Source organism: Rhizobiaceae bacterium, from assembly GCA_023953835.1.
GTDB lineage: Bacteria > Pseudomonadota > Alphaproteobacteria > Rhizobiales > Rhizobiaceae > Mesorhizobium_G.
Genome location: JAMLJB010000001.1, coordinates 1,968,469 through 1,990,440, shown reverse-complemented (window position 1 = coordinate 1,990,440; position 21,972 = coordinate 1,968,469). Strand labels below are relative to the sequence as shown.

General features: G+C 61.4%; 20 protein-coding genes. 8 read left to right on the top strand and 12 right to left on the bottom strand.

The features are described 5' to 3' along the window. The first annotated feature begins 20 nt into the window (after positions 1-20). The 5 genes from M9924_09280 to M9924_09260 all read left to right on the top strand — a co-directional run bounded on the left by M9924_09280 (position 21) and on the right by M9924_09260 (position 4,439). Positions 21-803, top strand: coding sequence for a fumarylacetoacetate hydrolase family protein (locus M9924_09280; protein MCO5064600.1), 783 nt, complete (start codon positions 21-23; stop codon positions 801-803). 87 nt (positions 804-890) lie between these two features. Beyond that, complete coding sequence (locus M9924_09275; protein MCO5064599.1) at positions 891-1,694, top strand: 2-keto-4-pentenoate hydratase; 804 nt, start codon at positions 891-893, stop codon at positions 1,692-1,694. 2 nt (positions 1,695-1,696) lie between these two features. After that, complete coding sequence (locus tag M9924_09270; protein MCO5064598.1) at positions 1,697-2,641, top strand: acetaldehyde dehydrogenase (acetylating); 945 nt, start codon at positions 1,697-1,699, stop codon at positions 2,639-2,641. Next, entirely contained in the window at positions 2,638-3,675 is a 1,038-nt protein-coding gene (gene dmpG / locus M9924_09265) for a 4-hydroxy-2-oxovalerate aldolase (GenBank protein ID MCO5064597.1), read from the top strand. The genes M9924_09270 and dmpG overlap by 4 nt, the downstream gene beginning before the upstream one ends. Further along, positions 3,672-4,439 (top strand): fumarylacetoacetate hydrolase family protein, encoded by a 768-nt coding sequence (locus M9924_09260; GenBank protein MCO5064596.1) that lies wholly within the window; start codon positions 3,672-3,674, stop codon positions 4,437-4,439. The genes dmpG and M9924_09260 overlap by 4 nt, the downstream gene beginning before the upstream one ends. A gap of 15 nt (positions 4,440-4,454) precedes the next feature. Here the strand turns inward: M9924_09260 and M9924_09255 are convergent, their stop codons facing one another. Together M9924_09255 and M9924_09250 are read right to left on the bottom strand one after the other, a co-directional pair. Then, entirely contained in the window at positions 4,455-5,186 is a 732-nt protein-coding gene (locus tag M9924_09255) for an SDR family oxidoreductase (protein MCO5064595.1), read from the bottom strand. Between the two features lie 85 nt (positions 5,187-5,271). Beyond that, positions 5,272-6,315, bottom strand: a complete 1,044-nt coding sequence (locus M9924_09250; protein MCO5064594.1) for an ABC transporter substrate-binding protein — start codon at positions 6,313-6,315, stop codon at positions 5,272-5,274. Positions 6,316-6,762: 447 nt separating this feature from the next. Between M9924_09250 and M9924_09245 the strand changes: the two genes are divergently transcribed. Beyond that, entirely contained in the window at positions 6,763-7,803 is a 1,041-nt protein-coding gene (locus M9924_09245) for an ABC transporter substrate-binding protein (GenBank protein MCO5064593.1), read from the top strand. Between the two features lie 88 nt (positions 7,804-7,891). On the opposite strand, the gene M9924_09240 is transcribed toward M9924_09245, so the two are convergent. Further along, the gene (locus M9924_09240; protein ID MCO5064592.1) at positions 7,892-9,883 is read right to left on the bottom strand and encodes a GGDEF and EAL domain-containing protein; all 1,992 of its coding nucleotides are present in this window, start codon (positions 9,881-9,883) and stop codon (positions 7,892-7,894) included. Between the two features lie 579 nt (positions 9,884-10,462). On the opposite strand from M9924_09240, the gene M9924_09235 reads away from it, so the two are divergent. Continuing rightward, positions 10,463-11,497 carry a class I SAM-dependent methyltransferase gene (locus M9924_09235; GenBank protein ID MCO5064591.1) on the top strand — a complete coding sequence of 345 codons (1,035 nt, stop codon included), beginning with the start codon at positions 10,463-10,465 and terminating at the stop codon, positions 11,495-11,497. Between the two features lie 75 nt (positions 11,498-11,572). Here M9924_09235 and M9924_09230 read toward each other — a convergent pair whose 3' ends face one another. From M9924_09230 to M9924_09190, 9 genes are all read right to left on the bottom strand, one after another. Further along, a complete protein-coding gene (locus M9924_09230) occupies positions 11,573-12,691 on the bottom strand; it encodes a branched-chain amino acid ABC transporter substrate-binding protein (protein ID MCO5064590.1) in 1,119 nt (372 codons plus the stop codon). 135 nt (positions 12,692-12,826) lie between these two features. Then, positions 12,827-13,174: a hypothetical protein gene (locus M9924_09225; protein ID MCO5064589.1), complete on the bottom strand. Its 348-nt coding sequence runs from the start codon at positions 13,172-13,174 to the stop codon at positions 12,827-12,829. 43 nt (positions 13,175-13,217) lie between these two features. Then, positions 13,218-13,946, bottom strand: coding sequence for an ABC transporter ATP-binding protein (locus tag M9924_09220; protein MCO5064588.1), 729 nt, complete (start codon positions 13,944-13,946; stop codon positions 13,218-13,220). After that, positions 13,946-15,487, bottom strand: coding sequence for an ATP-binding cassette domain-containing protein (locus tag M9924_09215; protein MCO5064587.1), 1,542 nt, complete (start codon positions 15,485-15,487; stop codon positions 13,946-13,948). The genes M9924_09220 and M9924_09215 overlap by 1 nt, the downstream gene beginning before the upstream one ends. Beyond that, positions 15,487-16,866, bottom strand: a complete 1,380-nt coding sequence (gene livM, locus M9924_09210) for a high-affinity branched-chain amino acid ABC transporter permease LivM (GenBank protein ID MCO5064586.1) — start codon at positions 16,864-16,866, stop codon at positions 15,487-15,489. Before livM ends, M9924_09215 begins: the two co-directional genes overlap by 1 nt. A 3-nt stretch (positions 16,867-16,869) precedes the next feature. Beyond that, a complete protein-coding gene (locus tag M9924_09205; protein MCO5064585.1) occupies positions 16,870-17,772 on the bottom strand; it encodes a branched-chain amino acid ABC transporter permease LivH in 903 nt (300 codons plus the stop codon). A 276-nt stretch (positions 17,773-18,048) separates the two neighbouring features. Further along, on the bottom strand, positions 18,049-19,050 hold the full coding sequence (locus tag M9924_09200; GenBank protein ID MCO5064584.1) for a 4-hydroxyproline epimerase: 1,002 nt from the start codon (positions 19,048-19,050) through the stop codon (positions 18,049-18,051). 10 nt (positions 19,051-19,060) lie between these two features. After that, positions 19,061-20,308, bottom strand: coding sequence for an FAD-binding oxidoreductase (locus M9924_09195; GenBank protein ID MCO5064583.1), 1,248 nt, complete (start codon positions 20,306-20,308; stop codon positions 19,061-19,063). A gap of 25 nt (positions 20,309-20,333) precedes the next feature. Then, entirely contained in the window at positions 20,334-21,227 is an 894-nt protein-coding gene (locus tag M9924_09190; GenBank protein MCO5064582.1) for a dihydrodipicolinate synthase family protein, read from the bottom strand. 85 nt (positions 21,228-21,312) lie between these two features. Between M9924_09190 and M9924_09185 the strand changes: the two genes are divergently transcribed. Continuing rightward, positions 21,313-21,969 (top strand): GntR family transcriptional regulator, encoded by a 657-nt coding sequence (locus tag M9924_09185; GenBank protein MCO5064581.1) that lies wholly within the window; start codon positions 21,313-21,315, stop codon positions 21,967-21,969. The last annotated feature ends 3 nt before the right edge of the window (positions 21,970-21,972 follow it).

Genomic DNA, 21,972 nt, shown 5'->3' with positions numbered 1-21,972 from the left:
GCTTGCAGGGGAGGCTTCGGATGCGATGGTTGCGGTATGTTTCGGATGGCGAGAGCCATTGCGGCATTCTCGAAGGGGATGAGATCGCCGAGATTTCGGGCGACATGTTCGCACACTACAGCCGTACCGGACGGAAGCTGCCGCTCGGCTCGGTGACGATCGACATCCCGCTCATTCCCCGCACCTTCTACACAGCGGGGATCAACTATCTCGTCCATGCGCGACAGCAGGCGGAACTGGCGGGGACGGCCTTCAAGCTGCCGGAGAAGCCGGACGTGAACTATCGCGGCGTCAGCGCGCTCACCGCGCACGACACGCAGATCGTGATACCGAAGGATTCATCCGGAAAGGTCCAGTTCGAAGGCGAGCTTGTGGTGGTGATCGGCAGGCAGGCGCGCAACCTCACGAAGGAAAATGCGCTGTCCTGTGTATTTGGCTACACGATCGGCAATGATGTGAGCGAGCGTCGCTGGCAGGGTATCGACCGCACGCTGTGGCGGGCCAAGAACAGCGACACTTTCAAGCCGATGGGGCCGTGGATCGAAACCGATGTCGAGCTGGATCGGCTGCACACGACGGTGCGCCTCAACGGCCAGGAAGCGGCCTCGTTCAGGACAAACGACATGCTGTTCGGCGTCGCCGACCATCTCAGCCTGATGAGCCGCTACATGACGCTTTATCCGGGAGACGTGCTCTGGATGGGAACTGACCTCATGCCGGGCGACATGGTGCCGGGCGATTCGGTCGAAGTCGAGATCGCAGGCATAGGCACGCTTCGGAACAGGGTCGGCGGCGAGGATTGACGCCGACGCGCGGCGCGCTCGCTTGACACAACATGTATCACACGTAATACATTTCATATGGATGTAGACACCGGGAGGAGTGGGAACATGCCGCAGAACGCGACCCCTGAGGCAATCGCCGCAGCCGCTGACCGCCTTGCGGCGGCGGTGCGCGACGGTGTGCCCTGCGAGCCGGTGCGCGACCTTATCGACCTTGCCGACGTGGCGGCGGCCTATGCCGTTCAGGAAAGGTTGACGGAAGCGCGGCTGGCGTCGGGCCGCCGCATTGTCGGGCGCAAGATCGGGTTGACCGCGCAGGCGATCCAGAAGCAACTCGGCGTCGACCAGCCGGACTATGGCATGCTGTTCGACGACATGGACGTGCCGAGCGGCAGCGACATTCCCTTCGGCGCGGTGTTGCAGCCGCGATGCGAGGCAGAAGTCGCCTTCGTCATGGGCGACGATCTCGACGACGAACGCCTGACCACGGCGGACATCATCCGGGCCACCGACTTCGTGCTGGCCTCCATCGAGATCGTGGGCAGCCGCATCGCGGGCTGGAACATCCGCATCGCCGACACCATTGCGGACAATGCCTCGTCCGGCATGTTCGCGCTCGGCCACGAGCCGCGACGCCTGAGCGAGATCGATATTCGCGGCTGCGGCATGGTGATGGAGCGGCGCGGCGAGCCGGTATCGGTCGGCGCGGGCGTCGCCTGCCTCGGCTCCCCCGTCAATTCGACGCTCTGGCTGGCCCGCGTCATGGCCAAGGCCGGACGACCCCTGAGGCGGGGAGACGTCGTGCTTTCCGGCGCGCTTGGGCCGATGATACCGGCGGAGCCGGGCGACTTCTTCGAGGCGCGCATCGAGGGCCTTGGAAGTGTGTCCGTCGGCTTTGCAAACGGAGCATGATGATGAGCGCAAGCAAGATCGGGTGTGCGATTGTCGGTTCGGGCAATATCGGCACCGACCTCATGATCAAGATCAGCAGGCTTTCCAAAAGGCTGCGAGTGGTGGCCATGGTGGGCATCGACCCGGATTCGGACGGGCTGGCGCGCGCCCGCCGCCTCGGCATCGCGACCACGCACAAGGGCGTCGAGGGATTGATCGCGATGCCCGAGTTCAAGGATGTGGCGATTGTTTTCGACGCCACCAGCGCTGCCGCCCATATCGCCAACGATGCGATGCTGCGCCCGCTCGGACGACGCCTGATCGATCTGACGCCCGCGGCGGTCGGGCCTTATGTCGTGCCGGCGGTCAACATGAATGTCGAGCGGCATGCGCCCAACATCAACATGGTCACATGCGGCGGGCAGGCCACGATCCCGATCGTTCACGCGGTCAGCCGGGTCGCTCCGGTCGCCTATGCGGAAATCGTCGCCTCCATCGCGTCGAAATCGGCGGGTCCGGGCACACGCGCGAACATCGACGAGTTCACCGTGACGACCGCCCGCGCCATCGAGAGCGTCGGAGGCGCAAAGCGCGGCAAGGCGATCATCGTCCTCAACCCGGCGGAACCGCCCATGGTCATGCGCGACACGATTTTTTGCCTCGTCCGCGAAGGCGACCGCGACAGCATACGGTCCTCGATTGAAGAGATGGTCGCCGAGGTCGCGGCCTATGTGCCCGGCTACAGGCTGAAGCAGGAGGTGCAGTTCGAAACGATCAGCCACAACAGCCCCCTGCCCTCGCCTGACGGCGAGGAGCCGTTCTCCGGCCTCAAGGTTTCCGTGTTCCTCGAGGTCGAGGGCGCCGCGCACTATTTGCCCGCCTATGCGGGCAACCTCGACATCATGACCTCCGCCGCGCTCAGGACCGGAGACACGCTTGCGGGGCTGTTGCAGGAGGAAGCGGCATGAAAAGTTGCGCCAACAAGCGTCTCTATGTGCAGGACGTGACTCTGCGGGACGGCATGCATGCAATCCGCCATCGCTATGAGGTCGGCCATGTGCGCGAGATCGCACAGGCGCTGGATGAAGCAGGCGTGGACGCCATCGAAATCTCGCATGGTGACGGGCTTGCCGGATCGAGCTTGAACTACGGCTTCGGCGTGCACACCGACTGGGCCTGGATCGAGGCCGCCGCGAAAGTGGTGAAGCGGGCGCGGCTGACCACGCTGCTGATCCCCGGCATCGGCACGGTGGAGGATTTGCGCAGGGCCGTCGATCTCGGCATTGCGTCGGTTCGCGTTGCCACGCATTGCACGGAAGCCGACATTGCGCTCCAGCACATCGGGGCCGCGCGCAAGCTCGGCATCGACGCCTCGGGCTTCCTGATGATGTCCCACATGTCGGAGCCGGCGGCGCTGGCCGCGCAGGCCAGGCTGATGGAAAGCTATGGCGCGCACTGCGTCTATGTGACGGATTCAGGCGGCGCGCTGACGATGGCCGGGGTAACGGCGCGGATCGACGCCTACAGGCAGGTGCTGGACGAGGCGACCGAGATCGGCATCCACGCCCACCACAATCTCACCCTCGGCGTTGCCAACACCATCGTCGCCGCCGAACATGGCGCGAAGCGGGTGGACGCCTCGCTCACCGGCATGGGCGCGGGCGCGGGCAACGCGCCGCTCGAACCCTTGATCGCCGTTGCCGACCGGTATGGCTTCGAGCATTCCTGCGATCTCAACAGGCTGATCGATGCAGCGGAGCGACTTGTCAGGCCGTTGCAGGACAGGCCCGTGCGCGTCGACGGACAATCGCTGATGCTGGGCTATGCGGGCGTCTATTCGAGCTTCCTGCGCCACGCCGAATCGGCATCCGCGCAAACCGGGATCGATGTAGGACGCATCCTCATGGAGCTTGGACGGCGCAAGATGGTTGGTGGCCAGGAGGACATGATCCTCGACGTCGCGCTGGACCTCAGGAAAGACATGGAAGGAGCCGGGACATGAGCGTTCACGCCTCTCTCGCTGCAATCGTCGACGACGCCGCCCTCAAGGCGACGGCGGTCGAGCAGCTTACCCTTTCAAACCCCGATCTCGACGGAACGGACGGATACACGATACAGGCGCAATCGATCCGCCGCAGGCTCGAACGCGGCGAACGCCCGGTCGGGCTGAAGCTCGGACTGACGAGCCGCGCAAAAATGCAGCAGGTAAACGTCAACGAGGTGATCGTCGGGCGGTTGACCGACGCCATGCAGATTTCCGACGGCGGCGAAGTTTCGATCGACAGATTCATCCATCCGCGCATCGAGCCCGAGATTGCGTTCCTGCTCAGGCGGCGTCTCGAAGGGAAGGTCAGCCTTGCCGAAGCCGCCGCTGCGGTCGAGGCCGTGATGCCGGGGCTGGAGATCATCGACAGCCGCTATATCGACTTCAAGTTCACCCTGCCCGATGTCGTGGCCGACAACACCTCGGCCGCCGGGTTCGTGCTCGGCCCGCCGTCACCGCTCGACAGGGATATCGGAAACCTTGCGATGACGCTTAATTTCAACGGCAGGCCGGTGCAGATCGGCTCGTCGGCGGCTATCCTCGGCCACCCGCTGCGGGCGCTGGTCGAGGCGGCGAGGCTGGCCGAAATGATCGGCGCTTCGCTGGAGGCAGGCTCCATCGTCCTCGCGGGCGCCGCCACGGCGGCGGTTGAACTGAAGGCGGGCGTTCATGTGACCGCTCAGGTTTCGGGCCTTGGTCGCGCGGCGGTGACAGCCGTCTAGGGTCCCGACCCTAGCCTATTCGACCGCAACGGTCGAAAGGCCGCCCGGCACCTGTCCGACGGGGAGGATTTCCAGCCGCGTCACATTCACATGCGCGGGCGCTTCAATGACGTAGCGGATTGCATCCGCCACGTCGGAAGGTTCGAGCGGCTGTATGCCGTCAAAGAAGCGCCGCCTCGCTTCGTCGGCGTCGCCGACCGCATCGTTGAAGATATTGGTTCGCGTCCTTCCGGGGATGATCTCCGTCACCCGGACGGGGGTGCCGAGCAGTTCGAGCCGCAATTGACTGACGAGCATCGCCAGCGCCGCCTTTGTCGTCGCATAGACCGTCTGGTTGGCGGAGGGATAGTGACCGGACTGGGATGACAATATGACCAGATGGCCGCGCTTTCTCGTCCTCATGCCCGGCAGTGCGAGACGCACGAGGTCCATCACGGCAACCAGATTGGTCTGAACCTGATCGTCTATGTCCGATACGGGCGCGCCGCCGAGCGGCCCGAAACGTGCGATTGCCGCATTGCAGACGAGTACGTCCGGCTGCACGCTTTCGACCAGCGCCTCCAGCGACGGGCGGTCTCGGATGTCGAGGCTGCGCACGTCGACGCCGTTCGCTGCGAGCGCGTTGAGCGTTTTGACATGGCGGGCGACCGCGACGACGCGATAGCCGAGGCCGTGCAGCATGGTGGCAAGCGCAAGGCCGACGCCCGAGGATGCGCCGCTTATCAGGACGGTTGTCTGCCGCGCCATGTCGAATTGTCCCTGCTGGCGAAGTGAAATGAGGGGTCTCGGGACCCTGCGATCCCGAAACCCCGCACGTCTGGCCGACGCCCGCCTATTGGCTCATTGCCCGGCGGCGGATTTCGTTGTTCCACCCCTCGCGCTTGGAGGCGAGGTAGGTCCAGTCCAGCGGGATCGTCTTTTCGAGGATGTCCGGGCGCACGGCCGTGCGTTCCAGGATCTCCGGTGGAAGCTCCGCCTTGGTGTTGGTCGGCGCATAGGCCATGAGCGCACTGAACCGCGCCTGCACGTCCGGCCGCAACGCGTAGTTCATGAACTCCTGCGCTTCCTTCGGATTGGGCCCGCCCTTGACGAGGTTGAGCGTGTTGATCTGGAAAACCGTGCCTTCCTTGGGCGCGACGATGCCGAGCTTGCCCTTCGAAAGATCGGCGTAATATTGCGCGAACGAGTTCCAGCCGAAGCCGACCTTCGCGGTGCCGTTCATGACCACGGTGTAGACGTCGGGCGCGGGCGCGAATGTCTGCACACTGGGGGCAAGTTCGGCGAGCTTGTCGATGGCGAGATCGATGTTTTGCATATAGTCGCCACCGAGCGACTTGTTGTAGGCGATCAACGGCATCAGCATGTCCATCGTGCCGGCCGCCCATGCGATCTCACCCTTGTAGTCCGGACCCCAGAGGTCGGCGATCGCCGTCGGCGGAGTCGGAACCCGGTCCGTATTGTAGAGCATGCCGACATAGTCGAAGGTCACGCCCGGACCATATGGTTTGTTCGCAAGGGCGACGGGATTGAGGTCCGCCATGTTCGTCACGATGCTGGGATCGACTTCGGCGAAAATGCCTTCCTGGTTGCCGCTGCGGGCGACGCTGACATCGATGATTGAAAGATCGACCTGCGGGTTGTCTTTCTGCGAACGAAGAATGGCGATCTGCTCCGCCGAGTTCCCAGCGGCGATATAGTTCACCTTGATACCGGTCTCCTGCTCGAAAGGTTCGATCACCGCCTTCTTATAGTTGTCCTCGAAGCGGGCGATGTAGCCCATGAAATTGACCTCTGCCGCTGATGCCGGCGCCGCAATCACCGAAGCACCTGCCAAGCCAAGGACCAGAGACGCCCAAATACCAGACCTGAAGTCCATGCGATTTCCTCCCTAACATTCAAAAACATGACGGCGTTGGACCGCGTCCACGTGGTTGACGAATGCCCATGCCCTCCTGCCAGGCGCCAGCCGTCCATAAAAGTATTATTTTTAATACATCTATTGTCAAGCGTCGTTAAGCCCGCCTTCATGCTGCAATCGATGCGGAACTTGCCCTGAGGACAGTTTGTCGGGAACTGACAAGCTATAGTGATGGCTCCGCGCCGGATGCAAAGTCTCCCCGGATTGTGCCGGAGTCGGGCCGGAGCGCGGACCCAGTTCAATATTGACACAGCCTGTCTTATAGATGATACCTATTTTCGGCTGCTTCAGGCTAAAGCTTTCATTGGACGGACAGTTGTGCGTCATCGCTTGATCAGCCGCCTGGTTGGAGTGTCATCCGCTCTTGGAGGAGAAAGGATGGCAGATAAGTGGAGGAGCACATTGATGAAAATGAAACTGGCGCTCCCGGCGCTCGCGGCCCTGTTGGCCGCATCGACGGCAATCGGGTCTGCGATGGCAGCCGAAGTCAATCTGATGGCGTATGACGCCCGGTTCGAGACCAACTACAGGAAAGCTGTGATCGAACCGTTCGAACAAGAGACAGGCATCAAGGTGAATTACACCCCTGCCAGCACCTCTGCGGAACAGATCGGAATCCTGCGCGCGCAGAAGGGCAATCCGACAATCGATCTTTCGATCATGGATACAAGCACGGGCCGCAGCGGAAACAAGGAAGGAATATTCACCGAGGTGGATGCTTCGGTCGTGACCAATATCAATGACCTGTACGAGGCGGCGCACGTCAACAAGCCGTTCGGCCCCGGCCTCACCTTCGACTATATCGGCATCATCTACAATACGGAGCGGGTCCCGCAGGCCCCCACCGCGCTGGCCGATCTGTGGAAGCCGGAGTTCAAGGGCGAGATTGCCTGGCCGGGACGCTCGATGGACGCGCTGATGCCGACCGTCGTGCTGAACAAATCGCTTGGCGGCGACTACAAGCAGAACGTCGATCTTGCGATTGCCAAACTTGTCGAGCTGGCTCCATCGGTACAGACATGGGCGCCTGCCCCTGACGTCTATACCGTCGTGATGAACGGCACAGCCAAGATCGGCATCGGCTGGAATTCGTTCGCGCAATATTATGCCGATCTTTCGGGCGGCAAGCTGGCCATCGTTCCTCCTGCGGAGGGCACCGTGTTCCAGATCAACACAATCAATCAGGTTGCAAACGGCCCCAACCCGAAGGAAGCCCAGCAGTTCATGAACTATGCACTGCGGCCTGATGTGCAGGCGCGTTTCAGCTCGCTGATGGCCTATGCGCCGACCAACTCAAAGGCGGAGCTTCCACCGGAAATCCTGAAGCGGACTGCTTCGCGTCCCGACGTGATGGAAAAGGCGATACCCATGGATTGGGATTATTTCGCTTCCAAGCGCGATGAGTGGCTGGACCTCTGGCGCAAGGATATCATGACCACCCAATGAGCGGCTGAGCCCCTGGCGGGCGCGCCGATGCTTTTCAGGATTTGAGCCGCCGCGGACAAGACCGCGGCGGTTCGCTTTTGGTGAACCTCTATGCGAGCCTGCGCGCCGGGACTTCCGGCTGGACAGGGTTGCGCGCCGGGAATGTGCGCGCCGGAGCCGGCCTTCCAACCAGAAAGCCTTGCGCCTTGTCGATGCCGAGCTTGCGCAGCAACGTCATCTGCTCCTCGGTCTCGACGCCTTCGATGAGAATATTGTGCCCGTGATTGCGGACCAGACTGATCATGTCCTGGAACATGGCCCGGCCGCGTGGCAGCGCCGCGTCATGCAGGAATGAGCGGTCGATCTTGACCGTATCGAAATCGATCAGCCTCAGCCACGACAGGCTGGCAAAGCCGGTGCCGAAATCGTCCAGCCAGATATTGATGCCGAGCGCACGCAGGTCGCTGATGCATTCGGCGATTTCCGGCTGGCGTTCCAGATCGAGGCCCTCCGTGATTTCGAAGGCGAGCCGTTTGCCCGACACGCCGGTCTCGGACAGAATCGTCGCCACCGACTGGGCAAAACCGGCAGCTTTCAACTGGATGGGCGAGACATTGACCGTCACCAGATCGATCCGGTCTTCCACAAGCATTTCGTTGCAGGCCTGTTCGATTGCCCATCGTCCAAGCTCGATGATCGCTCCCGTTCGTTCCGCAATGGGCACGAAAAGATTGGGCGAGATCGAGCTGCCGTCCGGCGCCTTGAGCCGCATCAGAGCTTCCGCCGCCTCGATCCTGCCGGTTCGGATGTCCAGGATCGGTTGATAGACGAGCGAGACGAGGTCCTGCGAAAGGGCAATCTTGAGCCACAGCGCAATGTCCTCGCTCTCCTCCCCGAATTCCAGGTCATTGGGGTCGAACAGCCGCGCGCAATTGCGGCCATGCGCCTTTGCAAGATAAAGCGCTCGATCGGCCTCATGGATGATCTTCTCGAATTTCGTTCCGATCTGCTTGCGCGTGAACGCGGCACCGATGCTCACGGTCACCACGGAAGAGCCGTCATGGCGCTTTTCATGCACGAGGCCCATGTCCTCGACCGCACGGCGCATGATTTCGCAAAGGTCCGCGATCTGCTTGCGGCTTCGGGCACGCGCGAGGACAAGGAATTCCTCGCCGCCATACCTGCCGATCGTTGCCTCATGGCCCTTGAGCGCATTGCTCAGCGCATCCGCGACAAACACCAGGCAGCCATCGCCTTCCTGATGCCCGTAATAGTCGTTGAATTTCTTGAAGTGATCCACATCGATGAGGATCGCGGCAAAGTTCCTGCCCGACTGTTTCCATGCCCGCCAGTAGTCGCGCAGGCTCTCGTCGATGGCGCGGCGGTTCTTCAGCCCCGTCAGGGAATCCGTCCTTGACAGGCGAAGGAGCGCCTTGCCGCGTTCGATGGCCTCGTTCTGCCGGGCCTCTGCTTCAAGCGCCTTCAGGAACACATTGTAGCGCTCCCGGTTCAACTTCAGGTTTACGTGCGATGTGAATGTGTAGCAGGAGACATAGAAGATCACCATGGTCAGCCGATAAGTCCAGTCGTTGGAGAAATCGAACATGGCCACGAGGAATATCAGCAGGATGACGCCGGACGACACGACCGAGATCAGGAACTGAAGGCTGAAAAAGAGATTCGCTCCCATCATGAATATCGATCCGAAGATCATGTAGTAGGAGAACGTATAGGTGTAGGTCGTGCCCATCGCCGGCAGCAACCAGACGAGATAGCCCGAAACCAGCGCGAGCGCACATGTAAGATCAAGCCATGAGGTCTGGATCTTCCAGCGGAACTGCAGCTCCATGACCGCGAGAACCAGCGTCCCGATGGCGAAGCGTGCGGCAATCGTATATTTGGCCACGTCCGGTATGAGCAGCATGTCGGGGAAGGCAAACAGCAAATAAACGGTAACGGCGATCCAAAGGCCCTTGCGGGCCTCGCTGCGGCGGGTCTCGTCGTCGCGGGCGCGATAGCGCGCCCGCAATTCCTCGGGCGAAAGGGATACACGCGCTTCGTTGAGTTCAAGATCGCTGAATTCAGAGGGAATAGGATTCATCGGCCGCGCCCCCCGGCAGGAATCCGGGCGTAAGCCGTCCTTGTTCTGGATCCGCAAACGTCACGGGTATCTAGCAACGAGCTCCCCTCGAAAAAGCCTTTGATGCCTACCCGTGAATCTTGCCGGAATGATGTGAAGCAACCGACCCCCGCATGCGAAAGAATGGCGCAGGTTATATGGTTCGCGTTTAAATATTTCCCAATATTCAGCCCGAGCCGAAGCGCGGCACCTGAAAGACGTGCAAACGGCCGCAGCCTTTCGTGCCGAACCGTTCGGACGATCGAACCCCATCGGCCTTCGCTCCGCTCCTCGCATCTCATTGCCGTTTCAGGCGCCATTCCCGTCAAGATCTATGGGTCCCCATCCTAGCTAATGACCCGTTGGCGCTGCACGAACTTCTAGAGGGTCAGGTCTTAAGGAATGCTAGTGCAACAAAGCAAATTTTAGCTAAATTAACCATGAAGTGTCATGGTAAAAGGTGGGACACGAATTTTCGGCCAGCTTTGGCATCGATTGGCCAATCGCGACTGAACATAAGTGCCCGTCCCGATACAGCATTTTATGAAAAGGTTACCTCAATTGGCTGAATTTGCATTCGATGGCAAAAGCCTGATCACTCCCGAGGCATTTCTGCGAGAGTTCGCACATCCGCGCCCGGTCTCCGTGGATGCGCAGTTTGAAGAAGCTTCGGCGCATCTTGCCCTGATACTGAACTTTGCCCACCAGCAATTTCTGGGAGAGGCAGCGCCGGCTTCGATCATCGAGCGGGTGGCGCTGGAGCTTCACAAGATTCGCCTCAAATATCCAGCCGTTGTCTGGCAGGCGCTGATTCCTCTCGCGCAACAGCATGCCGTTGCGCAGTTTTTCCTTCAGGACCCATTCACGCATTGGTCGTTCACCAAGCCGCGCGGCTATTCCGGAGATGCCTCGCTGCTGGATTTCATCTACGGCCATCCAAGCATCGAACCCAGGATAGCGGAGGCGAGCGATGTCGGGCGCGCGCTTTACGACTATACAAAGGATGCGTCTTCTTCGGTGGCGGTGCGCGAGCGGCGCGACATTCTCACCGCGCGGGTCGACGAGATTGCGGACGCGGCCGGAAAGCAGACCGAGATATTCACCATCGCAGCCGGCCATCTTCGAGAAGCGGAGCATTCGGTAGCCCTGCGCGAAAAGCGCATAAAGCGCTGGGTTGCGCTGGATCAGGACCCCCGCAGCATCGAATCGATCCGCAACGAATATAGCGGGACGGCGGTGATGCCGATGGATGGATCGGTGCGGGCATTGCTCGGCGACAGTTCCAAGCTTGGGACCTTTGATTTCGTCTATGCCGCAGGGCTGTACGACTACCTCGCCCAGAACGTGGCGCTGAAGCTGACGCAGCGGTGCCTGCGGCTGCTAAAGCCGAACGGCGTATTTCTCTTTGCGAATTTCGCCCAGGGAATCGGCGTGGACGGCTATATGGAGACCTTTATGAACTGGCCGCTGTTGCTTCGATCGGAAAAGCAGATCTGGAACATCATCGAAGGAAGCGTGGACAACTCGATCATTGACGCGAATGTCTTCTTCGGCGCAAACCACAACATTGTTTACGGCGTGATCGTCAAAGGCTGATACGCCCTTTCCTTTTGTCCAATAGAAAAGGCCCGGCGGATCGCTCCGCCGGGCCTTTTCTTACGTCCTGAAAGATCAATCAGCCTTCGGCTTGTAGGTGTACTTGCCGTCGTCGCCCTTGACCCATTCATACATGATGTAGCCGGGGAGCTTCGGGTCACCCTTTTCGTCGAAGCCCATGTCGCCGAGCACGGTCGGGAAGGTGTTCGCCTTCATCGCCTTCGCAACTTCCTGCGGATCGGTCGAGTTGGCGGCCTTCGCGGCCTCGGCAATCACCTGCATCGCGGCATAGGAATACAGCGTGTAGGCTTCCGGATTGAATCCGGCGGCCTTGAACTTCTCGACGAGTTCCTTGTTGGCCGGGTTCAGTGTCGGATCGGGGCCGAAGGTGTTCAGCGTGCCGGCAACCGCGTCACCCGCGATCGAGGCCAGCTCGTTGGAGACGATGCCGTCGCCCGAGATGAGCGTGGCCTTGAGGCCCTGATCCGCCGCCTGGCGAATGATCAGACCGGCTTCGGTGTGCAGGCCGCCCCAGTAGATGATCGTGACGCCAGCGTCCTTCATCTTGCCGATCAGCGCGGAGAAATCCTTGTCGCCGATGTTGACGCCTTCATACATCACCTCGTTGAGGCCGCCGGCGTTCATTGCCTTCTTGGTTTCGTCCGCAAGGCCCTGGCCATAGGGCGTCTTGTCGTGGACGACGGCGATCTTCGCGTCCTTGAAATGATCGACAAGATAGGCGCCCGCAACGCCGCCCTGCTGGTCGTCACGTCCGCAGGTGCGGAAGACGTTCCAGAGGCCACGCTCGGTGAAGACCGGGTTGGTCGCAGCCGGGGTGATTTCGAGGATGCCGTTCTCGGCGTAGACTTCGGACGCAGGGATCGAGACACCGGAGTTGAAGTGACCGACAACGAACTTCACGCCGTCAGCGACGAACTTGTTGGCGACCGAAATGCCCTGCTTCGGATCAGACACGTCGTCACCGACGACGACCTTGACCTGCTCGCCATTGATGCCGCCGGCTGCATTGATGTCAGCGGCTGCCTGTTCGGCACCCTTCTGCAGCTGTGCCCCGAAAGCGGCGTTCGGACCGGTGATCGGGCCAGCGACACCGATCGTGATATCCGCCCAGGCGCTGCCGGAGAACGCGACGAGCGCGGTCATGGCAACAGCGGACAACAGAGATTTCTTCATAGAGAGACTCCCATTAAATGAGTGGGCGTTAGGTTTCATTTCGGCGATGCCCACCCAATCGCAGAAAAGGTACAATGCTGATTTTGCAGCACTTGTCACGCCAATTTCCCGTCAGCAGGTTGTATTGGCAAAAAGTCAGTTCCTGTTCTTCCAGCTGAGCGGCGAAGCACGCTCATACAACCAGTGGTATTGAGTAACCATTTGGTTGGTCCGGGTATACTTATAGCCGAGGATGCCGAAGACCATGAGGACGATGGTATCGACAATATAGTACTGTGCCGAGAACATCGTTCCATTGAAAAGCGCGTGATGGATGAACCTCACGCCGAGCCCCAAAGCAAGCAGGTAAAGGACAAGCGTCATGTATGGACGCCATGTCTGCGCACAGGCTTTGCCTGTCATCCAGGCCGCGCCACCGCCAAGCAGGATGGTGACGAAAAAAAACTGCCAGATGGAAGGTTCTTCGTGAAGGATGCCTTGCATGGTTTCGTTTCCTAATCTGCCTGCGCGCGTGCCGGTCCGGCCATCAATGCCGTCCGCCTTCCAGATAGGCCGCGCGCACCTCCGGATTTGCGAGAAGTTCCTGTCCGGTCCCGCTCATCGTCACATTGCCGTTGACCATCACATAGCCGCGATGCGCCAGTTTCAACGCGCCGAACGCGTTCTGTTCTACGAGAAATACCGTGAGCTTCTCGCTGCGATTCAGCTCGCGGATGGCGTCGAAGATCTGCTTGACGATCAGCGGAGCAAGACCGAGCGACGGCTCGTCAAGCAGCAGCAGCTTCGGCCGCGCCATCAGCGCGCGCCCGATGGACAGCATCTGCTGCTCACCGCCGGAAAGCGTTCCGCCGCGTTGCGCGACGCGTTCCTTGAGGCGAGGGAAAAGCGTGAAAACCCGCTCCACATCCTCTTCGAAATATTTCAGACCGTCGAGGCTGGCGCCCATCTGGAGATTTTCCAACACCGTCATGCGCGGGAAAATCCGACGGCCTTCCGGTGACTGGGCAATGCGCAGCCGGGCGATTTCATGCGTCGGCAGACTGGTAATGTCGGTCCCGTTGAAAACGATCTGGCCGGAACGGGCGCGAGGGCTGCCGAAGATCGTCATCATCAGCGTCGACTTGCCCGCGCCATTGGCGCCGATCAGCGTAACGATCTCGCCTTCGCTGACCTCGACATTGACGCCGTTCAGCGCACGGATGTTGCCGTAATAGGTTTCAACGCCGCAAATGTTCAGAAGCGGTTCGTTCGACATTATTTGGAACTCCCGCGCTTCGTGGTCTTAGGCGTCCGGGCCGCAAGCTGCTTCGCCTGCCCGATCCAGTCCTCACGGGCGATCCTGCCGTCAAATTCGAGATAGGCTTCCGCCGCAGCGATATCCGCCCTCTTCCACGCGGCGATCTGGTCGAAGTGGAATATGCCATGCTCGTTGAGCTTGCGGTTGTTGATCGGCCCTATGCCCTTGATGAGCAGCAGATCGTCGGGCTTGCCGCCGCGCGGGGCCTGAAGCCTGTTCGAAACTCCCGATGCCGATGACCCGGCGCGCGATGCGGCTTTGGCCGCAGGTTCCTTGGGCGCGGCTTTCGCTACCGGTGCTTTCGGCGCCGACTTGGCTGCGGGCGCCTTTGCGGCAGATTTTGCTGGTGCCGCTGCCGCAGCGGTCCTGGCGACAGGCTTTTTCGCGGCACGCGTCGCCTTTGGCTTCGCGGCAGGGGCCTCGCCCGCCGCCGCGGCACTGGCCTTCGCAGCAGCCTCCGCAGCATGCAGGCGATTTAGCGCGTCGACCTGTTCGGCCTTCGACGCCCCACGCGCCACGCGTGTCACTTCGCCACCTGGATCGCTGTGGCCGATCGTATCCGACACCGGACCCGCGAGGAATGAGGACGAGGCTCCCGGACCGTGCGCCGCATCTGGCTCGGCGTCGAGTTGCTCAATCACATTGTCGTCGCCAACCGCGACAAGAACATCCTCGACCTCCTCGTCTTCGACGCCGAGATAAGCCGCGATGACGCGTGGATCGCTCTTCACGAACGTCGGATCGCCATCGGAAATCTTGCGACCATATTCAAGGACGACGACGTGATCGGAAATCTGCATCACCACCGACATGTCGTGCTCGATCAGCAATATCGATGTGCCCGTCGAATCCTTGATGTCGTTGAGCAAGGTGTTGAGCGCCAGCGACTCGCGCGGGTTGAGGCCGGCGGCGGGCTCGTCGAGGCAAAGCAGTTCGGGACCCGTGCACATGGCGCGCGCGATTTCCAGGCGGCGCTGGTCACCGTAAGGCAGCGACCCCGCAGGTTCGTCCGCGCGCCGGATCAGGTCGGCCTTCTCCAGCCAATGGCGGGCGAGGACGATCGACTCCTCCGAGGCAGCCTTGTAGCCGCCGAGGCCGAGCAGGCCCATCACGGTGAAACCGGACGCCTTCATGAGCTTGTTGTGCTGTGCGACGAGAAGGTTTTCCAGCACGGTCATGCCCGAAAAGAGCCGGATGTTCTGGAACGTCCGGGCGACCTTGGCGCGCTTGTTGATGTCATGGCCGGGCAGCCGTTCCAGCAGGAACTGGCTGCCGTCTTTGGCCGTCAGCGTAATCATGCCCTCAGTCGGCTTGTAGAAGCCGGTGATGCAATTGAACACCGTGGTCTTGCCGGCGCCGTTCGGTCCGATCAGCGCAGTGATCTCGCCGCGCCGCGCGTCGAAGGACAGGTCACCGATGGCGATCAGTCCGCCGAACTTCATCGACAGATGCTCAACCTTGAGAATGGGCTCATTCATGCCGGATACGCTCGCGTTCATCAGCCGTGTCCTTCCTTGGTGAAGGCGGCGGATACGGTTTTTCGCTCATGCAGGAAGGCTGTCGGTTCGCGGCTGCCCACGAAACCGCGCGGCTTCCAGAGCATCACGACGACCATCGCCAGACCGAAAAGGAGCATGCGGTAAAGCTCGGGCGTGAAATCCGGGCCGAAGATGACCTTCAGGAATTGCAGCTCGCGCAGCGCCTCCGTGCCGCCGATCATCACGGCAGCCGCTACGGCGATGCCGATCAGCGATCCCATGCCGCCCAGCACCACGATAGCGAGGATGATGGCTGACTCGATGAAGATGAACGATTCGGGGCTGACGAAACCCTGACGCGCGGCGAAGAACGATCCCGCGAAGCCGGCGAACATCGCACCGATGGCGAAAGCCGTGAGCTTCGTCGTCGTGGTGTTGATGCCGAGCGAACGGCAGGCGATTTCATCCTCGCGCAGCGCTTCCCAGGCGCGACCGATGGGCATGCGGCGCAGGCGAATGGTGACATAGGCCGTCAGCAGGCAAAGCCCGAGAATGAGGTAGTAGAGGAAGATCTTGTAGTAGACGCTCGATACCGGCAGGCTGAACACCTTGGCGATATAGTTGGGGTCAGACACATTGAAGGTGAACAGCCCGAAAAAGCTGACCTTCGGTATGCCGGAAATGCCGGCTGCGCCATTCGTCACCTCGCGCCAGTTGATCAGCACCAGACGGATGATTTCGCCGAATGCCAGCGTGACGATGGCAAGATAGTCCCCTCGCAGGCGCAGCACCGGAAAGCCGAGAATGACGCCCCAGAACGCGGCAAGAATGCCGGCGAGCGGCAGCAATATCCAGAACGACAGTCCGAACTGCTGGCCGAGCAGCGCATAGGAGTACGCGCCCACGGCATAGAACGCGACATAGCCGAGATCGAGCAGGCCCGCGAGGCCGACCACGATGTTGAGGCCCCATGCCAGCATCACGTAGATCAGGATCTGGATGCCGAAATTATCGACCCATTTCAGCGACCCCTGCAGTCCGGCAAACAGCAGGGAAAGGATGGGAAAAAGCAGAAGGAAGATAATGGCGAGCTTCGAGAAATTCCGCCGGATGTAGCCGGGTTCCTCTTCGGTGACGGTCGCGGCCTTCTGGGCCTTGCGCCGCGCGGCGGCCGGCAGGATGAACGCCACGAACACGAAGCGCACGACCATCACGAGCGCGACGACGACCGCGAGCAACCCCCAGCGCTGGACGAGGATCAGCTCATTGCTGATGTTCTGTGTGGTCTCGAGGCCGATGAGCAGGAAGAACAGCCCGAACGACAACAGGCCAGCGTACAACGCCTCTCGTATAGCGACGGCAAAATTGCTTTCCGGCTCGCTTTTTTCAACAGCCGCCATGGTTCAAACCTTTTCGACTTCAGGCCGGCCAAGAATGCCGGACGGCAGGAAGATCAGCACGATGGCAAGGATCGAGAACGCCGCGACGTCCTTGTAGTCGATCGAGAAATAGGCTGACCAAAGGGATTCGATGAGTCCGATCAGCACGCCGCCGATGACCGCGCCCGGAAGCGAGCCGATGCCGCCCAGCACCGCCGCGGTGAACGCCTTCACGCCGGGAACGAACCCGTCGGAAAAGGACACGACGCCGTAATACATTAGGTACAACGTGCCCGCGACTGCCGCGAGTGCCGCGCCCATGATGAAGGTGATGGAGATTGTCTTGTCCACGTCGATGCCGAGCAGCGCGGCCATCTTGCGGTCCTGCTCGCATGCACGCTGCGCGCGCCCGAGAGCGGTCTTGTTCACGAGATACCAGAACACCGCCAGCAGCAGCGCCGTAACCACGACGATCACGATCTGCTTGAGCGAGACCGAGATGCCGCCCACATTGTAAACCTGGCTTATGAGCGGCGGGATGGGCTTGTTTCGCGGCCCCTGCGTCACCTGCACGAAGTTCGACAGGAAGATCGACATACCGATCGCGGTGATCAGCGGCGCAAGCCGGAACGATCCCCTGAGCGGCCTGTAGGCCACCTTCTCGATCGTCCAGTTGTAGAGGCTGGTCATCAGCATCGCCACGATCATCATGATCAGCAGGAACAGCACCACGTGGATGCTTGCAAAGATCGATGTGAGGATGAGGAAGACGATCAGTGCGATGAAGGCGCCGACCATGAAGATGTCGCCGTGCGCGAAGTTGATCATGCCGACAATGCCGTAGACCATCGTGTAGCCGATTGCGATCAGCCCGTAGATAGCCCCCAGCGTCAGCCCGTTCACAAGCTGCTGGATGAAGTACTGCATAACTTCTTGCTCCCCAGGAGTGTCGCCGTCGCCGGTCGCGCTCCGTTATGTCATTCTCTCTAGTCCTAAGCGATTGGCTAAGGAATGCAACGCCCTTTATGGGGGTCGTTCTGCTTCCCATGAAGCCATCGATTCTTGCAGGACACCAGGAATTTCATTCCCGCCAGACAGAACAGCGCGCACCGCCTAGCGCAAAGCCAACGAAGAATCCAGTTATTTTAGCACATCCTCACATGACATCTCGCATCGCGTCAGCCAGCTTCCGCGCGCACGATTTTATTTGACGACAAAGCCTTTCGCGAACGGATCGCGATCGTCGATGAAGATCGTATTGTAGCCCGTCATCCGCGCCCAACCGCCGATCGACGGGATGATTCCGGTCCGGTTGGCGACCGGCACCTCACGCTCGACCCGACCCTTGAAGAGCGAGCTGATGATCGATTCATGATTGAATCTGTCGCCTGCCTTCAGCCTGCCCTTCGCGTGCAATTGCGCCATCCTTGCCGAGGTGCCTGTGCCGCAGGGCGAGCGATCGATGGCCTTGTCGCCATAGAACACGGCGTTGCGCGCGTCGCCTTCGGGCGTGACCGGAGCGCCGGTCCAGAGCATGTGGGTGAGTCGGTCGATCTCCGGTTTTTCCGGGTGCACGAAGCTGTATTTCTCGTTCAGCCGCTGCCGCACGACCGGGCTCCACGCGATCAGCTCGCCTGCGCTGTAGTCGGCCATGTCGCGATAGTTCGCCTGCGGTTCGACGATTGCGTAGAAATTGCCGCCATAGGCGACGTCGACAACAATCTCGCCGAGCACCGGGCAATCGACGGTCAGGCCCTCGGCATAGAGGAAGGATGGCACATTAGTGATTCGAACCTCTTCGACATGGTCGCCCTTCTGCACATATTCCGCCACGACCAGCCCCGCCGGAGTGTCCAGATTCAAACGCCCCGGCGTCTTCGGTTTGACGAGGCCGTTCTCCACGGCCATGGTCACGGTGCCGATGGTGCCATGGCCGCACATCGGCAGGCAGCCGGACGTTTCGATGAACAGGATGCCGATGTCGCAATCGTCGCGCGTCGGCGGATAGAGGATCGAGCCGGACATCATGTCGTGGCCGCGCGGCTCGAACATCAGGCCGGTGCGTATCCAGTCGAACTCGGCAAGGAAATGCGCCCGGCGCTCCATCATGGTGCTGCCTTCCAGCAGCGGCCCGCCGCCCGCAACAAGCCGGACGGGATTTCCGCAGGTGTGGCCGTCGATACAGGTGAAGGTGTGGCGGGCCATGGAAACTCCGTCAGAAGCGGCGCGCCGAAAACGGCGCAAGGTCGATGGGTGCAGGGTGCCCGAGAACGAGGTCGCGGATCAAGCGTCCGGTGGCCGCCGCCTGCGTCAGGCCGAGATGGCCGTGGCCGAACGCGTAGAAGATTGCCGGATCGTCGCGCGAGCGCCCGATGACGGGCAGCGAGTCCGGCAGCGACGGGCGATAGCCCATCCACTCCCTGCCCTCGCGATTGTCGAAGCCCGGCAGGAACGCCTTCACCTTTTCAACCATCGCGCGGGAACGGGCATAGTTCGGAGGCAGCGCAAGGCCACCAAGTTCGACCGCGCCGCCGACGCGTACCGCGTGTTCGAGCGGAGTGACCACGAAGCCATGGCCAGAAAAGATGAGCTGCCGCTTCAGCTCGAACGCCGTCGCCGGAAAGGTCGTGTTGTAGCCGCGTTCCGTTTCAAGCGGGATACGCTCGCCGACGTCCCGTGCCAGCAGATGCGACCATGCACCTGCGGCTACAACAAGCATGCCGACTTCGACGCGTTCGCCATTGTCCAGCACGACGACCGGACCGCCCGTTCCCAGCGCGATCCGGCTGACCGTTGCCCTGACAATGCGCGCGCCCGATGCTTCCGCATGGCGCCAGACCGCCCTGGCGAGGTCCAGCGGATTGCTGACGGTTTTCCAGCCGGGAACGAAGGTTCCCTTCACGAAACGCGGTGACAGGCCGGGCTGGAGTTCGGCCATCCCGTCGCCTTCGACATGCCGGAAGTCGATGCCGAACCTTTCGCGCGCGTTCCAGCCCGGAAGCGCCGCCGCAAACTCCGCCTCGTTTTCGTAAAGCTCCAGCGAACCATCCTCGCGCAACATCGAGCGGGTGCGGGAGCGCTCCATCAAGCCCATCCATTCGCTCTCGGCGAGCCGCATCAGCGCGACCTGCGCGGCCAGAGCGCGCTCGTGGTTCGACCGCGCGCCCGCGCGCCAGAAGCGGAACAGCCACGGCGCCAGTTTCGGCAGGTAGGATGGCGGAATCGACAGCGGGCCGAGCGGGTCGGCGAGCCAGCGCGGAAGGTTGCGCAGCATTCCCTTCTGCGCAAGCGGCAGCACATCCGAAAAGGCGAACGCCGCCGCATTGCCGGAACTCGTTTCCTCACAGACGCCGCTGCGGTCGAACACCGTAACCTTGCGCCCCGCTTCGGCAAGCAAGGTGGCCACGGCAATTCCGACAATGCCGCAACCTACGACGGCAATCTCGGGGCGACCTTCGGCCAACAATTTTTCGCGGCCCCTGCTGCGATCAGAATTTCGGCAGCCTGGGGCGCCTTGAAAGCGCGTCCTTGACGATCTTCTCGACCACCTTACGGCGCGCGCCCGAAAGCGGCTGTCGCGGCATGCGCACCCTGTCATTGGTGTCGATGGCAAAGACTTCCGCCAGCTTGATGTTCTGCACCAGATAGGTGGACACATCGAGGTCGAGCAAAGGCCGGAACCAGCGATAGATTGCAAGCGCCTCGTCACGGCGGCCCTGCTTCATGAGCTGGTAGATCGCGACCGTCTCGCGCGGGAAGGCCGTGACAAGCCCGGCCACCCAGCCGATGGCGCCCACTGAAAGCGCCTCGAAAGCGAGATTGTCGACACCCGTGAACAGGTCGAAGCGATTGCCGAAGCGATTGATGATTTCGGTCGAGCGCCGGATGTCGTCCGACGATTCCTTGATCGCCACGAAACGCTCGTCCTTCGCGAGCTTTTCCATATCGTCGCAGGTCACGTCCACCCGGTAGGCAAGGCGATTGGAGTAGATCATCACCGGCAGGTCGCCCGCCTTGGCGACGGCCTTGAGCGCGGCAACCGTTTCATCCGGATTGGTGTGATAGATCGGGCTCGGCACCACCATCAACCCGGATGCGCCTTCCTTCGCCGCGCGCTTCGCAAGCGAGGCGGCATCGCGTGTCGCGGCTTCGTTGATGGTCAACAGAACCGGCTTGCGGCCCGCCACCTTCTGCGCGGTCTTGAGGATCTCGATCTTCTCGTCATGGCTCAGCATCGGGCCCTCGCCCAGCGAACCGCAGACGATGATGCCGTCAACGCCTGCATCGATCTGCAACTGGAAGCACCGCTCCATCTCGGCATGGTCGAGTTTGTCGTTCTTGGTGAATTTCGTCGTGACTGCTGGAAAAACCCCGGTCCACATCGCATCCGCTCCTCTGATATATCAGATGTATATCTCATCAAATAATGGGTGTCAACAGGATTCGTGCTGTGATATATCAATTTCCATGTACGACACCCTTTCCCGGAACGAGCAGGTTCCCGCCGCCTCGCGCGCCTATCACGAGCTTGAACGGCAGATCGTGACGTTGGAACTTGCGCCCGGCTCTCTGGTGACGGAGGGGGCCTTGATCGAGCGGATCGGTCTCGGGCGCACGCCGGTGCGCGAGGCGATCCAGCGACTTGCGTGGGAGGGCCTGATGAGCGTGAGGCCGCGCGCGGGCCTACAGATCGCGCCGCTCGATCCTGCGGACTGGCCGCGCGTTCTGGAAACGCGCCGGGGCCCGGAAATCATTCTGGCGCGCTCCGCCGCGCGGCTGATGGCCGAACCGATGGCGGCACGCTTCGAAGCGGCGATGGACGCGATGCAGGACGCGGCGGCGGCGAACGACCTGGCGCATTTCCTCGAAGCGGACAAACTGCTCGACGATGCGCTGGGCGAGATCACGGACAATCCGTTCGCCGCACGTGTGGCAGGACCGTTGCAGGCGCACAGCCGCAGGTTCTGGTTCCGCTATCGCTCGCCGGGCGGGCTTGAGGAATCGGCCCGTCGCCACGTGGCCGTGATCCGCGCGATGCTGGCGAAGGACGAGCGGGTGGCGGGCGACGAGGCAAGCCGCCTCATCGACCTTCTGATGCGCCACGCCCTGCAACAGCGCGGCTGACCA

Excerpts from the sequence above, each read along its gene's own strand:
- M9924_09280 (MCO5064600.1), top strand. The coding sequence starts at position 21 with ATGCGATGGTTGCGGTATGTTTCGGATGGCGAGAGCCATTGCGGCATT.
- M9924_09275 (MCO5064599.1), top strand. The coding sequence starts at position 891 with ATGCCGCAGAACGCGACCCCTGAGGCAATCGCCGCAGCCGCTGACCGC.
- M9924_09270 (MCO5064598.1), top strand. The coding sequence starts at position 1,697 with ATGAGCGCAAGCAAGATCGGGTGTGCGATTGTCGGTTCGGGCAATATC.
- dmpG (MCO5064597.1), top strand. The coding sequence starts at position 2,638 with ATGAAAAGTTGCGCCAACAAGCGTCTCTATGTGCAGGACGTGACTCTG.
- M9924_09260 (MCO5064596.1), top strand. The coding sequence starts at position 3,672 with ATGAGCGTTCACGCCTCTCTCGCTGCAATCGTCGACGACGCCGCCCTC.
- M9924_09255 (MCO5064595.1), bottom strand. The coding sequence starts at position 5,186 with ATGGCGCGGCAGACAACCGTCCTGATAAGCGGCGCATCCTCGGGCGTC.
- M9924_09250 (MCO5064594.1), bottom strand. The coding sequence starts at position 6,315 with ATGGACTTCAGGTCTGGTATTTGGGCGTCTCTGGTCCTTGGCTTGGCA.
- M9924_09245 (MCO5064593.1), top strand. The coding sequence starts at position 6,763 with ATGAAAATGAAACTGGCGCTCCCGGCGCTCGCGGCCCTGTTGGCCGCA.
- M9924_09240 (MCO5064592.1), bottom strand. The coding sequence starts at position 9,883 with ATGAATCCTATTCCCTCTGAATTCAGCGATCTTGAACTCAACGAAGCG.
- M9924_09230 (MCO5064590.1), bottom strand. The coding sequence starts at position 12,691 with ATGAAGAAATCTCTGTTGTCCGCTGTTGCCATGACCGCGCTCGTCGCG.
- M9924_09225 (MCO5064589.1), bottom strand. The coding sequence starts at position 13,174 with ATGCAAGGCATCCTTCACGAAGAACCTTCCATCTGGCAGTTTTTTTTC.
- M9924_09220 (MCO5064588.1), bottom strand. The coding sequence starts at position 13,946 with ATGTCGAACGAACCGCTTCTGAACATTTGCGGCGTTGAAACCTATTAC.
- M9924_09215 (MCO5064587.1), bottom strand. The coding sequence starts at position 15,487 with ATGAACGCGAGCGTATCCGGCATGAATGAGCCCATTCTCAAGGTTGAG.
- livM (MCO5064586.1), bottom strand. The coding sequence starts at position 16,866 with ATGGCGGCTGTTGAAAAAAGCGAGCCGGAAAGCAATTTTGCCGTCGCT.
- M9924_09205 (MCO5064585.1), bottom strand. The coding sequence starts at position 17,772 with ATGCAGTACTTCATCCAGCAGCTTGTGAACGGGCTGACGCTGGGGGCT.
- M9924_09200 (MCO5064584.1), bottom strand. The coding sequence starts at position 19,050 with ATGGCCCGCCACACCTTCACCTGTATCGACGGCCACACCTGCGGAAAT.
- M9924_09190 (MCO5064582.1), bottom strand. The coding sequence starts at position 21,227 with ATGTGGACCGGGGTTTTTCCAGCAGTCACGACGAAATTCACCAAGAAC.
- M9924_09185 (MCO5064581.1), top strand. The coding sequence starts at position 21,313 with ATGTACGACACCCTTTCCCGGAACGAGCAGGTTCCCGCCGCCTCGCGC.